Raw genomic sequence first — 13719 nt, 5'->3', positions numbered from 1 at the left:
ATGGACGACAGTGCTGCAGGCCGCCAGCAGGCCCACCTGGTGCGCCAGGCCCTCGAGGCCGCCGGGATCGAGGTGGGGCAGCTGTGGGTGCACTACTTCAGCATCGGCGGCGACGCCGGGGAGATGGAGGTCGATGCCTTTCTCCACCACTCCCTGACCCTGCCGGTCCTGCAGCGCGATCTGCTGGCACATGCCACCAACGAGCTCCTGGACGAGCAGCGGCCCCAGCGGATCCCGCAGACCTCGGACCTGCTCGACCACGACGACCAGGACGGCATCGGGCAGGACGAGCACAGCACTCGGGACCAGGACAGCGCAGAGGAGTCCTGACGCGCCCCTGCACGAGCAGGTGACCTCAGCGGTCCCGGGACCGCGGTGCAGAACGAGCGGGCCGGCGCGGCAGCGAGAGTTCCCCGGTCTCGACGACCTCGGTGGCGAGCTCGGCCAGCTTCCGGTTGCTGTCCTGACTGGCCACCCGCAGCAGCTCGTGGGCCTGGTCCCGCGTGAGCTTGTGCTGGGCCATCAGCACCCCGATCGCGGTGCCGATCTACCGATTGGACCGCAGCGCGGCCTCCAGGTTCTCGGCCCGCTGCCGGCTCAACTCCATGGACACCGCCCACCCGGCGTGGGTGGCCAGCAGCGTGCCCGCCCACTGGGTGTGCGCATCGAAGGCGTCGGTGACGTCGGAGTAGAGGTTCAGTCCCGCGATCAGCTCCGGATCCGACACCAGGGTCAACCGGTAGGCCAGGGCGCTGCGCACCCCGAACTCCGCGGCGGCCCGGGCCCCGTACACCGGCCACCGGGGGTCGTGGGCCAGATCCGGCGAGCAGTGCACGCTGTCCTCCAGCACGGTGTCCACGCACGGGCCGCCCCCCAGCTCGTACTGCAGCGCGTCCGCCGCGCACGCCGTCTCTCCGGTGGTGGCCAGGGTGCGGAACTTTCCCTGGCGCAGCGTGGTGATGCTCGCCCATCGCACCCCCGGCAGGGTCTGCACTGCGTACTCGATCACCGCCTCCACCAAGGTGTCGGAGGCTGCATTGCGCATCCGCTCTCCCAGGCCCACTACCGCATCGGCGATCTCGGCCAAGCCGGCAGGATCAGCCGACGACGTCGTGCCCGAAGAAGTCATAACTGCCCCCAAAAAACGTCCAGTGGCGACCACGCACCCCCGGACTCTTCACGGCTTACTGCTGAAGCACTCCCCAAGTCTATCCATCCCGGACACCGCCACAGCGTGACTGCCGTCGTCCGCGCGCTCAACGGCACATGCCCGGCCGTCGAAACCCGCGCACAGCCCCACCTCCCGTTGCGGGCAGGGTGCTACGACGTCGGGGGCCCGCAGCGATCCCCGTGCCCCGGTGTCGAAACTGTTGCGACCGCGTGCCGACCGTTGGTGTTCCGGTTCGGCCGGACGAGAGGTCCTGATGACGGGCTCAGATCCAGAGACGCGGCTGCAGGAGCATCGTGACCGGCATGGACCCGAGCAACCCCCGTTCCTGTGCGAACGTGGTCCGCTCGTCGAGGAAGTCGAGGACGAGATCAGCATCGCCGGAGGTGAATGCGGCTCTCATGAAGTGCACCGCGTGTTCGGGGTCGTGTTCCCACATCTTGAGCAAGGGCCTGTCGTACCAGCGGAAGCGTGGGGACGGCCGGGGAGCGTCGGGTGACCCGGTGGAGGCCAGCGTGGAGGCGAGGTGCTGGGTCTGACGAAGGATCCGGGTGAAGCCGTAGCCCGTGGTGGCCTTGACGGCCCCGGCGGGACATCCGGTGCGCACATGGCGGCCGCGGGGAGAACGGGGGCGGATGCCCAAGGGGATGGACCCTCGCTCCACGGACAACGACGAGAACTCGTTCACACCCCAGACCTTGCGCAGGTAGTCCGACGTTGCCTGCTCGAACGTGAATTCCGGGGTGGGAGTCCTCCCCGGCATGATCCGGGTGACTTCGACGACGGCTTCTCGGGCTGAGAGCGGCAGGACGCAGTGGAAGTGCACGGGGTGGTGCTCACCGGACCGGAAATCGATGAAGGTGGCAGTCGACGGGTCGAAGGAGTCGTGCGCAGTCCGCACCCGATGAACCTCACCCGACATGAGCAGTGGTGCCGTGATCCCGGTGGGGGGCAAGGTGCTGTCGAAGCAGTGGGATGCCGTGACGAGCCGGCTGTCGGAGAGGGCCACGTCCACCGAGTCGGCATGAGCCCGTACTCGTGAAACCCGTGCGTCGAGACGGCTGATCTGAGGGTTGGCATCGATGACGTCGTCGAGGCATCGGAAAACGTCCCGTGACGAGGTGAGGCACAGGCGGTGGCGCTCGAGCGGCAGCACCCGCTGGGCAGGTCCTGCGTCAACCGCGAGGTTCGTGAACGTGGCTGCGGGCGTCAGGGGCAACGGGAGGGCGCCGTCGTGCCAGTAGATCAGGGAGCGGTGCGGGTATCGATCTCCGGCGTCGTCGATGATGAGGATCCGCGCCCCGGACAGCCCTGGTTCCCGGCTCAGGAAGAAGGCGAGGCTGCGCCCGGCAAGTCCACCGCCGGCAATGACGACGTCGTACTCCCTCGCTGGGTGGGTCATGAGCAAGGCACTCCTTCTCCGGACGCAGGCATCTCTGCGGCCACTCCCGAAACCGTCAGTGACCCTCGGGGCGATGTCCAGTCTGGCCGATCCGTCAGGGGTCGTCGACGTCGTCATCGGCGGCGGCACCCGCGTCCACACCCGTTGCACGGGAGGCTAGTCTTGGTCGCACCAGTCCGCCCACCACGACAGAAGCCGGCCCTTGGACAACCCACTCCTGCGCCCCAGCCCGCTCCCCTACGAGCTGCCCGACTTCGGGCGGATCAAGGAGGAGCACTTCCTGCCGGCCTTCGAGGCTGCGATGGCCCAGGACCTCGAGTGCGTGCGGACGGTCCTGGCCGACCCGGACCCGCCCACCTTCGCCAACACCATCGAGGCCCTCGAGCGCGGGGGTCTGGCCCTGGACCGGGTCGAGTCGGTCTTCTTCACGCTGACCGCCGCGCACAACACGGAGGGCATCCAGCGGATCTACCAGGAGCTCGCCCCGCGGCTGTCGGAGCACAAGGCGGACTTCACGCTCAACAAGGAGCTCTACGCCCGGGTCCGGCGGGTGGACCGCACCGACCTGGAGCCGTGGCAGCTGCGCGCCCTGGACGAGTACGTCTCCTGGTTCGCGAACTCCGGTGCGGAGCTGACCCTGGACGACCAGCGGCGGCTCCGGGAGATCAACGACGAGCTCTCGGAGCTGAGCATCGGCTACGGCAACGACCTGATCCGGGAGGTCAACGCCTCCGCCGTGTTCGTCGACGACCGCGCGGAGCTGGACGGGCTGTCCCCCACGGACGTCGAGGCCGCCGCCTCCGCGGCCGCCGAGAACGGGATGCCGGGCCGGTACCTGCTCACGCCCTCGCTGTTCACCGTGCAGCCCGTGCTGTCGGTGCTCACGGACCGCGCGCTGCGCCGGCGGATCCATCTGGCCGCAGTCAACCGCGGCACCGGCGAGCACGGCGGCGAGGGCTCGCAGAGCCGCACGGACCTGCTGCCCGTGGCCGCCCGGATCGCCCGGCTGCGCGCGGAGCAGGCCGGGCTGCTCGGCTACCGCAGCCACGGCGACCACGTCATGGCCGGGAACACAGCGCCGTCCCAGGAGGCGGTGCACGAGATGCTGGAGCGGATCACCGGCCCCGCCGTGCGCAACGCCCTCGAGGAGCGGGCGGAGCTCGAGCAGCTGGCCGGGCACCCGATCGAGGCGTGGGACTGGCCGTTCTGGGCCGAGCGGCTGCGCCGGGAGCGCTACGCCGTGGACGCCTCCGCGCTGCGGGAGCACTTCGAGCTGGAATCCGTGCTGGAGCACGGGATCTTCCGCACCGCCCGGGAGCTTTACGGGCTGGTCTTCACCGAGCGCCCCGACCTGGACGGCTACCTGCCGCAGGTGCGGGTGTGGGAGGTCACCGACGAGGCGGGCCGCGGCGTGGGGCTGTTCCTGGGCGACTGGTTCACGCGGCCCACCAAGCAGGGCGGCGCCTGGATGGGATCGCTGGTGCACCAGAACCGGCTGACCGGTCAGCGCCCCGTCGTCGTCAACAACGCGAACTTCACCCGGCCGCCCGCGGGCAGGCCCAAGCTGCTGACCCTGGACGAGGTGGTGACGGTCTTCCACGAGTTCGGCCACGCGCTGCACGGGCTGCTCTCCGACGTGCACCTGCCCTCGTTCTCCGGGACGAAGGTGCCGCGGGACTTCGTGGAGTACCCCTCCCAGGTGCACGAGATGTGGGTGCTGCACCCGGAGGTGCTCCGGCACTACGCCCGCCACCACCGCACGGGCGAGCCGATCCCCGAGGAGACCCTCGCGGGCCTGCGGGAGGCGTCCGCGCACGGGCAGGGCTACCGGACCGTCGAGTACCTCGCCTCGACCTACCTGGATCTCGCGTGGCACGGGATCGAGGACCCCGCCGAGCTGCCGGACCCCCGGACCGTGGAGCAGGAGGCGCTCGCCCGCGCCGGGGTGGACGTGGACGGCATCGCCCCGCGCTACCGGACCGGGTACTTCAAGCACATCTTCGCCGGCGGCTACTCCGCGGGCTACTACTCCTACATCTGGTCCGAGATCCTCGACGCCGACACGGCGCAGTGGTTCGCGTCCCGCGGCGGACCGACCCGGGAGAACGGGCGGCGCTTCGCCGAGGAGGTGCTCTCCCGGGGCAACGAGACCGCCCCGATGGAGGCCTTCGAGGCCCTGCTGGGACGCCGCCCGCACCTCGGCGCGCTGCTGGAGCGGCGCGGACTCCAGCCGCGGGAGGAGTTCGTCCACCAGCGGCGCGGTGCTCCCGCCCAGGACGCCCGCGGCTGAGCGCCGCGGCGCCCGGGGGCGGACGCCCCGGGTGTGACGACGACGCGGATCAGGCCGCGGGCCAGGCGTCGGCGATGTCCTGGCGGGTGTCCCCGAGGGTCTGCATGATGGCCTTGGTCCCGGCGAGGACCGGCATGAAGTTGGCGTCCCCGTTCCAGCGTGGCACCACGTGCTGGTGCAGGTGCCCCGAGAGGGAGCCGCCGGCCGCGGCCCCCAGGTTGATGCCCACGTTGAAGGCGTGCGGGGACGCGACGCCGCGGATCGTGGCGACCGCGGTGCGGGTCAGATCCGTGAGCTCCCGCAGCTCCGCCGGCTCGAGCTCCGTCAGATCGGCCACGTGCCGGTACGGGCAGACCATGAGGTGGCCGGGGTTGTACGGGAACAGGTTGAGGATCACGAAGCAGTGCTCGCCGCGGTGGACGATCAGCGACTCCTCGTCCGCGCGCTGCGGGCCGTTGCAGAAGGGGCACCCGGGGTCCTCCCGCACGGACGGGTCCTCGCCGCGCACGTAGGCGAGCCGGTGCGGGGTCCACAGCCGCTGGAAGCTGTCGGGCACCCCGGGGATCTCGAACTCGTCCTGGCGGATCCAGTGGTGCGGGGGCCCGGCGTCGGGCGCCGTACCGGTCACTGCCCCACCCCGGCCGTCTCCGCGGCGGCGCGGGGGTCCTCGGCGGCGGCGGCCGTCGGCTCCTCGTTGATCCGGCGCTGGACGTGCGCCACGATCCGCTCCACGGCCTCGCCGACGGGGACGCCGTTGTCCTGGGAGCCGTCGCGGAAGCGGAAGGACACGGCGTTCGCCTCGGCGTCCTCCCCGCCCGCGATGAGCACGAACGGGACCTTCTCCTTGGAGGCGGTGCGGATCTTCTTGGGGAACCGGTCCGAGCCGGCGTCGAGCTCCACGCGCACGCCGCGGGCCCGGAGCGTGTCCACCACGCCCTGCAGGTAGTCGTTGAAGGCCTCGGCCACCGGGATGGCCACGACCTGGACGGGGGCCAGCCACGCCGGGAACGCCCCGGCGTAGTGCTCCACGAGCACCCCCATGAACCGCTCCACGGAGCCGAACAGGGCACGGTGGATCATCACGGGCCGCTGCCGGGTGCCGTCGGCGGCCTGGTACTCCAGGTCGAAGCGCTCCGGGAGGTTGAAGTCGAGCTGGATGGTGGACATCTGCCAGGTCCGTCCGATCGCGTCCTTGGCCTGCACCGAGATCTTCGGGCCGTAGAACGCGGCGCCGCCGGCGTCCGGGACCAGGTCCAGCCCGGACTCGGCCGCGACCTCGGCGAGGGTGTTCGTGGCCTCCTCCCAGAGCTCGTCCGAGCCCACGAACTTCTCGGGGTCCTTGGTGGAGAGCTCGAGGTAGAAGTCGTCCAGCCCGTAGTCCTTGAGCAGGTCCAGCACGAAGCCGAGCGTGGTGGTCAGCTCCGCCTTCATCTGCTCCCGGGTGCAGTAGATGTGGGCGTCGTCCTGGGTCATGCCCCGCACCCGGGTCAGGCCGTGCACCACGCCGGACTTCTCGTACCGGTAGACCTGCCCGAACTCGAACAGGCGCAGCGGCAGCTCCCGGTAGGAGCGGCCCCGGGAGCGGAAGATGAGGTTGTGCATCGGGCAGTTCATGGGCTTCAGGTAGTAGTCCTGGCCCTGCTTGGTCAGCTCCCCGGTCTGCGGGTCCCGCTCCTCGTCCACGTGCATCGCGGGGAACATGCCCTCGCGGTACCAGTCGAGGTGGCCGGAGACCTCGTAGAGGTGGCCCTTGGTGATGTGCGGGGTGTAGACGAACTCGTAGCCGGCCTCCGTGTGGCGCTCCCGGGAGTAGTCCTCCATGGTCTTGCGGATGATCCCGCCCCGGGGGTGGAACACCGGAAGGCCGGAGCCGAGCTCGTCGGGGAAGGAGAACAGGTCCATCTCCGAGCCGAGCCGGCGGTGGTCGCGCCGCTCCGCCTCGGCGAGGCGGTTCTTGTACGCGGTGAGGTCCTCCTTGGACGGCCACGCGGTGCCGTAGATGCGCTGGAGCTGCTTGTTCTTCTCGGAACCGCGCCAGTAGGCCGCGGCCGAGCGCATCAGGGCGTAGCCGTTGCCGATCAGCTTGGTGTCCGGCAGGTGCGGGCCGCGGCACAGGTCCTTCCAGACCGTCTCCCCGGTCTTGCGGTCCACGTTGTCGTAGATCGTCAGCTCGCCGGCGGCGACCTCCACGGAGGCGCCCTCCGCGGCGGCGTCCACGTCCGCGCCGGAGCCGGGGCCCTGGGACAGGCCGATGAGCTCGAGCTTGTACGGCTCGTCCGCCATCTCGGCGCGGGCCTCCTCCTCGCTCACCGCACGGCGGCGGAAGGACTGGGTGGAGTTCACGATCCGCTGCATCCGCTTCTCGATGGCCTTGAGGTCCTCGGGCGTGAACGCCTGCTCGACGTCGAAGTCGAAGTAGAAGCCGTCGGTGATGTACGGGCCGATGCCGAGCTTGGCGTCCTCGTGCAGCTGCTGCACGGCCTGGGCCATGACGTGGGCGGCGGAGTGGCGCAGCACCTCGAGGCCCTCGGGCTCGGAGATCAGCACCCTCTCCACGGCGTCCCCGTCGGCCAGCCCGGTGGCGAGGTCCTTGAGCACGCCGTTGACCCGGGCCACCACCACGGAGCGGTCCTCGCGGTACAGGTCCGCGGCGGACGTCCCAGTCCCCACCGTGCGCTGCTCGCCGTCGACGGTGATCGTGAGGGGGGCGGACTCGGGCTGGTGCTCGGGCACGGTGGTCATGGGGAAGGTGCTCCTCGGGTCGGGATCGGCACGCACCGGTACGGGGGGCGCGTGGCAGCGGCACCGGCGGGCGGCGCGCACTGCATCGATGGTACCTGTCGGCCGGTGGGGACCGCGGCGGTGAGATGATGGCCGGCGGAGGTGAGGCCACCCGATGCCCGCAGACGTTCCCGGACCGCCCGACCCGCCCGCACCGGGAGGGGAGGTGCCCTCTCCCCCGCCGCACCGGCTGTGGACCGCCGGCTTCGTGCTGATGTGGGCGGGCCAGTTCCTCATCTCCATGAACTTCTACTTGCTGATGACCGTCATGGCGCTCTACGCCATGGAGCGCTTCGGCACGGACGAGGCGCTGGCCGGGGTGGCCACGAGTGCCTTCATCGTCGGGGCGGTCCTGGCGCGGCTGCTCACCGGCAAGTACATGGAGCTGCTCGGGCGCCGGCGCGTGCTGCTCGCCGCGCTCGTGCTGCTGGCGCTGTGCGCCGCCGCCTACCTGCTCGACACCGGCTTCTGGGGCCTGCTGGTGGTGCGGGTGCTCAACGGCGTGGGCTTCGGCATGGCCACCACCGTGCTGCCCGCGTCCGTCCAGGCCCTCATCCCCGCGCACCGGCGGGGCGAGGGCACCGGGTACTTCATGCTCTCCACCACCCTGGCCGCCGCGCTGGGTCCCCTGGCGGGACTGAGCCTGTCCACGGCGGTGGGCTACGACACGCTCTTCGGGGTGTGCACGGCGGTCGCCCTGCTGGGTCTCGCCGTGGGAGCCGTCACCCGGGTCCCCGAGCTGAGCCTCTCCGCCGAGCAGCGGGCGGGGCTGCGGTCCTTCTCCGTGGGGCAGTTCGTGGAGGCGCGGGCCCTGCCCGTCTCGGCGCTCATGCTCTTCGTGGGCGTGGGGTACTCGGCGGTCCTGTCCTTCCTCAACCCGTTCGCCGTGCAGGCGGACCTCGTGGGCCCCGCGGGCGCGTACTTCGTGGCCTACGCCGTCACCGTCCTGGTGAGCCGCCCGTTCGCGGGCCGGCTGCAGGACCGGCGCGGGGACAACGCGGTGCTGTACCCGTCGCTGCTGCTCTTCGTGGTGGCGCTGCTGCTGCTCGCGGCCGCGGACTCGCCGTTCCTCGTGCTCGCCTCGGGCACGGTGCTGGGCGTGGGCTACGGGGCGGTGCTCTCGGCGGCCCAGGCCGCCGCGGTCCGCTCGGCCCCGCTCACCCGCGTGGGGCTGTCCACCTCGACCTACTTCCTGTGCATGGACGTGGGCGTGGCGCTGGGCCCGATGCTCATGGGGGCCCTGGTCCCTGCGCTGGGCTACCGGGGGATGTACGTGGCGGCCGCGGCGGTGGTCGCGCTGGGCCTGGTCTACTACGCGGCCGTGCCCGGCACGCAGGCCCGGCGGGCAGCGGGGTGAACCGTGTCCAGCACGACGACGGGGCCCCCGTCACCGGAACGGTGACGGGGGCCCCGGAGTCGATCGGGTGCGATCAGATGCGGTCGCGGCGATCGTCGTCGGTCAGGCCGGTGCCGCGGTCGCGGTCGGTCAGGCCGGTGCCGCGCTCGGCGTCCGTCTCGACCTCGACCTGCTCCTTGCGGACCTCGGCGTCGACGCGCTCGGTGTCGCGGACGGTCTCCTTCTCCAGGCCGACCTTCTCGACCCCCACGGTCTCCTTGGCGACGACGGGACGCTCCTCGTGGAGGGTCACCTCGACGTCCTCCTCGCCGATGGTGCCGGCGGTGGCCTCGGTGCCGCTCAGCGGGGTGCGCTCGACACGGACCTCTTCGCGCTCGAGGGGCACGTCCACGGTCTCGTTCTCCGTGACCACGTACTTGCGCAGACGGGCGCGGCCGGTCTCCTGACGCTCCTTGCCGACGTGCAGCTGCTCCTCGTGGCGGACCACCCCGTTGTCGACACGGTCGGTGCGGTCACGGTCGGTGAGCCCGGCGGTGCGGTCACGGTCACGGTCGACATCGGTACGGTCGCGGTCGACGTCGGCAATGCCCGAGGTGCTGTTGCGGTCGGTGTACCCGTCGTTCTCGGGGTAGCCGGCAGTGCCGGTCGCCGGGACGGCATTGCGGTCGGTGTCCGCGGCGTAGCGGTCGTCGCGGTCGGCGAGACCTGCGGCGCCGGCGGTCCCGGCGGCACCAGCGGTGCCGGCAACGCCGGCGGTGCGGTCACGGTCGGTGCGGTCGCGGTCGTCGGTGCCGGAGTAGTTCATCTTGTAGTAGCGGTAGATCTCCTCCTCCTCGGCCGGGGAGAGGTGCTGGTCCGCGTCCACGTTCGGGGCGTCCTTGACGACGTCCTTGGTGTAGGGAAGGACGAGGCGGTCGCCGTCCTGTCGGGCGCCGTCGGCCGGGACGAAGCTCTCTTTGGTCCCGAACAGACCGGTGTTGACGGTCACGAAGGTGACCTCTTCGGTGTTGTCGTCCAGGAAGACCTGCTCGACCTTGCCGATCTTGTCGCCGTCCGACCCGTAGGCGGTGGCGGACAGCAGTGCGTTCACGTCGTACGTAGCCATGAGAACTCCTTCTCTATTCTGCGAGGCAACGGGCTCCCCTGGACGGGGGGCTCGCCGCGGACGATCTCCGCCCGGGAGGCGGGGTGCAGCTCGTCCGCTGTTATTAGTAACCATACTGGCAATCAGTTCGCTGGCCAATGGCTTCACCGAGAGTGAAACCCCTGGATCCGGACGGTCTCCCGGCTCATCCTGCCCCGGCTCCCCGCAGGCTAGGCGGGGCCGCGGCGCGCACCGCGGCCGGGGTTCCGGGGTCGGCGAGGTCCCAGGCCTGCTCGGCGCTGATGCTGATCCCCCGGGGCCCGGTGCGCCGCGTCCGGCCCCGCACCAGCAGCATCCGCGTGCCGAACAGGTGCTGCCCCGAGCGGGCCTGGGCGTCGGAGAAGAAGGCGCAGTCCACCGCGCCCGTGCCGTCGTCGAGGCTGACGAAGACCACCCGCCGGCCGCTGCGCATGGGCGGGGTCATGGTCGAGACCCGCACCCCCGCCACGAGCACCTCGGACCGGTTGCGCAGCTCCAGCAGCCGCTCCGCGGGCGTGACCCCGAGCTCGCCGAGCAGGGGCGCCCAGCTCTCCAGCAGGTGCGCCGAGACGTCCACCGCGAGCAGGTCCAGCTCGGTGCGGACCTTCTCCGCCAGGGTGGGCTCGGGGCGCTCCGCGGGCAGGGCGCGCAGCTCGAGGTCCCCGAGCGGAAGGGCCAGCTGTCCCTCGACCTCCCCGGCCGGCCGGGCGGGCCGGCCGCTGTCCGCCCGGGCCCGCAGGGCGTGCACAAGGTCGGCGCGGGACGCGGGGCCGCCGGAGCGGCGCAGCAGGCCGTCGAAGGCCCCCACGGCGGCGAGACGCTCGAGGGTGCGCCGGGCGGGACGGGCCCGCTGCCGCAGCTCGGCGAGCGAGGCGTAGGGCTGCCCCGCCACGATCCGGCGGACCTCGGCCCGGGAGACCCCGTGGATCCCGGTGAGGGCCAGGCGCACGCCCAGGCGGGCGGGGTCGTCGTCGAGCCGTTCCACCCGGTAGTGCTCGTCGGAGCGGTTGACGTCCACGGGCAGGACGGGGATGCCCATCCGCCGCGCCTCCCCCACGAGCAGGCGCTTGGGGTACATCCCGGGATCGTGCTCCCACAGCCCCGCGAGGAACGCCTCCGGGTGGTGGGCCTTCAGCCACGCGGACTGGTAGGTGGGCACCGCGAACGCCGCGCCGTGGGCCTTGCAGAAGCCGAACGAGCCGAACGCCGCCAGGGTCTCCCAGACCCTGTCCACCACATCCAGGGGGTAGTCCCGCGCACGGGCCCGCTCGCGGAAGAACTCCTCCACCTCGAGCTGGCGCTCGGAGCCCAGCCGGCGGCGCAGCTCGTCGGCCCGGGCGAGACCGCATCCGGTGAAGGTGTCGAGGATGCGCAGGACCTGCTCGTGGAAGACGGTCACGCCGTGGGTCTCGGCGAGGATCGGGTCGAGGGACGGGTGGATCGAGACGGGCGCGGACCAGCCGTGGCGGTGCTCCAGGTAGGGGCGCACCATGTCCGAGTGCATCGGCCCGGGACGGAACAGGGAGATGTCCACGATGAGGTCGCGGAAGCTCGTGGGCGCCATCTTGCCGATGAGCTCGCGCTGGCCCGGGGACTCGATCTGGAAGCACCCCAGGGTGTGGGTCGAGCGGATGAGCTCGAACGTCCTCCCGTCGTCCACGGGGATCGCCTCGAGGTCCAGGCGGGGCCGGTCCGGGTGGGTGCGGGCCACCTCGTCGACGGCGTGGGCGAGCGCCGACTGCATCCGCACGCCGAGGATGTCGAGCTTGAGCATGCCCATGGGGTCCATGTCGTGCTTGTCGAACTGGCTCATGGGCATCCCCGTCCCACTGGACTGCACCGGGGTGCGGTCCAGGAGGCTCAGGTCCCCCAGGATCACCCCGCACGGGTGCATGGAGATGTGCCGGGGCAGCCGGTCCAGGCGCTCGGTGAGGTCCACGAGGAGGTCGAGCTGCTTCTCCTGGGCCACCTGCTCGGCGAAGTCCCGCAGCTCCGGCTGGCGGGCGATGGTCTCCCGCAGCGCCGAGGCCGGCAGGTGCCACAGCTGCTTGGCCGCGCCGTCCACGGTCTCGGGGTCGATGCCGAGCGCCAGCCCGGCGTCCCGGACGGCACCGCGGGCCCGGTAGGCGTTCTGCATGCTCATGAGGCTCACCCGTTCGGGGCCGAAGCGCTCGAAGATCCGCCGGTAGACGCGGTGGCGCTCGGCCGACTCGACATCGATGTCGATGTCCGGGAGGGTCGAGCGGTCGTTGGAGAGGAAGCGCTCGAAGAGCAGCTCGTGCTCGAGCGGGTCCACCTGGGAGACGTCGAGCAGATAGTTGACGAGCGAGGACACCCCCGAGCCGCGGGCGGCGTGGCGGACCCCCATCTGCCCGATCATCGCCGAGACCTCGGCCACGGTGAGGAAGTAGGAGGCGAAGCCGAGGTCCTCGATCACCCCCAGCTCCTGCTCCAGCCGGTCCCGCACGGCCCGTGTCATGCGGCGGCCCGGGTAGCGGCGGCCCAGCCCCGTCTCGCACCGGGCCCGCAGCTCTGCGGGCGCCGGCCGGTCCAGGCCCAGCACGGAGGCCTCGGGCACCACCGGCCGCCCCCAGCCGCAGTCGGCGACCGGGTCCAGCCGGCACCGGTCGGCCACCCGCTGGGTGCCCGCCAGCAGGGCCGCGGCCCCGGCCGCGCCGAGGTCCGCGGCCCGGGCGATCTCCGCGGCGAGCGCGCGCATCTGCCGGGCGGACTTGAGCCAGCCCTGGCCGTTGGGCTGCAGCGGCTCCGGCGCCGTCGTCCGTCGGGACGTCCCGGTCCGCCCGGTGGCCCTGCCGCCGGGGGCGTGGCCGGTGCGCGCCCCGAGGGTCTCGAGCGGGGTGAGGGCGCGGGCGGCGTCGAGGACGTCGGCGGTGGCGGCCTCGGCGGGCGTGGCGTAGCGCACCGCGTTGGTCAGTACGGGGGTCAGCCCCGCCTCGAGGGCGGCGCGCAGCATCCGGGCCGCGTGGGAGGTGCTGCACGCCGTGCCGGGGGCGGCGAGGTGCGAGACCACCTCCACGGCGAGCGCCGGTGCGGGGAGCAGGGTCCGCCACCGGGCCAGGGCGGCGCGCCCGGTGCGGTAGCGGCGGGCCGCGAGCTCCTGCCCGACGTCGGAGGAGGGCCCGAGCAGGACGGTCAGGACCGGCTCCCCGTGCCGGGGCGAGTGTGCGGCGGCCGCGATCTCGGCGGCGGTCACCCCGGGCGGGCCCGCTGCGGCGTGGGCGGTGGAGACGAGCCGGCACAGGGCGGCGTAGCCCGCACCGGCGGTGCCGCCGGCCGCCAGGACCACCACGCGGCCGAGGGCGCGCTCGCGGCCGGGGTCCAGCAGGGCGAGGTCGGCCCCCAGGACCGGGTCGATGCCGTGCTCCCGGCACGCGCCCAGGTGCTTGATCGCGCCGTAGAGCCCGTCCCGGTCGGTGCAGGCGAGCGCGTCCGCGCCGTCCGCCGCGGCGGCGGCCGCCAGGACGGCAGGTCGGCTGACCCCGAAGTGGGCGCTGAAGGCGGTGGCGACGTGCAGGTGCGGAAAGCTCACGCCCCCATTCGAATACGTGTTCGAATCTTAAGTCAATTGCAAACCGCC

The 13719-nt window shown here is 72.0% G+C and carries 10 protein-coding genes; 3 read left to right on the top strand and 7 right to left on the bottom strand.

The window, feature by feature from the left end:
• Entirely contained in the window at window positions 1-330 is a 330-nt protein-coding gene (locus RF640_RS13480; protein ID WP_176337466.1) for a hypothetical protein, read from the top strand.
• 25 nt (window positions 331-355) lie between these two features.
• Here RF640_RS13480 and RF640_RS13475 read toward each other — a convergent pair whose 3' ends face one another.
• From RF640_RS13475 to RF640_RS13465, 3 genes are all read right to left on the bottom strand, one after another.
• Window positions 356-535 carry an ANTAR domain-containing protein gene (locus RF640_RS13475; protein WP_368828156.1) on the bottom strand — a complete coding sequence of 60 codons (180 nt, stop codon included), beginning with the start codon at window positions 533-535 and terminating at the stop codon, window positions 356-358.
• A 12-nt stretch (window positions 536-547) separates the two neighbouring features.
• Window positions 548-1087: a GAF domain-containing protein gene (locus RF640_RS13470; protein WP_146202133.1), complete on the bottom strand. Its 540-nt coding sequence runs from the start codon at window positions 1085-1087 to the stop codon at window positions 548-550.
• 346 nt (window positions 1088-1433) lie between these two features.
• Entirely contained in the window at window positions 1434-2570 is a 1137-nt protein-coding gene (locus RF640_RS13465; protein WP_158279244.1) for a lycopene cyclase family protein, read from the bottom strand.
• A gap of 202 nt (window positions 2571-2772) precedes the next feature.
• Between RF640_RS13465 and RF640_RS13460 the strand changes: the two genes are divergently transcribed.
• Window positions 2773-4860 carry a M3 family metallopeptidase gene (locus RF640_RS13460; RefSeq protein ID WP_109222902.1) on the top strand — a complete coding sequence of 696 codons (2088 nt, stop codon included), beginning with the start codon at window positions 2773-2775 and terminating at the stop codon, window positions 4858-4860.
• Between the two features lie 49 nt (window positions 4861-4909).
• On the opposite strand, the gene RF640_RS13455 is transcribed toward RF640_RS13460, so the two are convergent.
• Together RF640_RS13455 and thrS are read right to left on the bottom strand one after the other, a co-directional pair.
• The gene (locus tag RF640_RS13455; RefSeq protein ID WP_017834420.1) at window positions 4910-5488 is read right to left on the bottom strand and encodes an HIT domain-containing protein; all 579 of its coding nucleotides are present in this window, start codon (window positions 5486-5488) and stop codon (window positions 4910-4912) included.
• Window positions 5485-7602, bottom strand: coding sequence for a threonine--tRNA ligase (gene thrS / locus RF640_RS13450; protein WP_052133061.1), 2118 nt, complete (start codon window positions 7600-7602; stop codon window positions 5485-5487). The genes RF640_RS13455 and thrS overlap by 4 nt, the downstream gene beginning before the upstream one ends.
• A gap of 205 nt (window positions 7603-7807) precedes the next feature.
• On the opposite strand from thrS, the gene RF640_RS13445 reads away from it, so the two are divergent.
• The gene (locus RF640_RS13445) at window positions 7808-8998 is read left to right on the top strand and encodes an MFS transporter (protein ID WP_109222903.1); all 1191 of its coding nucleotides are present in this window, start codon (window positions 7808-7810) and stop codon (window positions 8996-8998) included.
• A 73-nt stretch (window positions 8999-9071) separates the two neighbouring features.
• On the opposite strand, the gene RF640_RS13440 is transcribed toward RF640_RS13445, so the two are convergent.
• Together RF640_RS13440 and RF640_RS13435 are read right to left on the bottom strand one after the other, a co-directional pair.
• Window positions 9072-10103: a DUF2382 domain-containing protein gene (locus RF640_RS13440; protein WP_368828150.1), complete on the bottom strand. Its 1032-nt coding sequence runs from the start codon at window positions 10101-10103 to the stop codon at window positions 9072-9074.
• Window positions 10104-10287: 184 nt separating this feature from the next.
• The gene (locus RF640_RS13435) at window positions 10288-13671 is read right to left on the bottom strand and encodes a DNA polymerase III subunit alpha (protein WP_368828149.1); all 3384 of its coding nucleotides are present in this window, start codon (window positions 13669-13671) and stop codon (window positions 10288-10290) included.
• Window positions 13672-13719 lie beyond the last annotated feature (48 nt).

Origin of the sequence: Kocuria sp. CPCC 205231 (assembly GCF_040980965.1) — a bacterium.
GTDB classification, from domain to species: Bacteria; Actinomycetota; Actinomycetes; order Actinomycetales; family Micrococcaceae; genus Kocuria; species Kocuria rosea.
The sequence above is the reverse complement of the archived record's forward strand: the minus strand, read 5'-3'. Positions and strand labels throughout refer to the sequence as shown.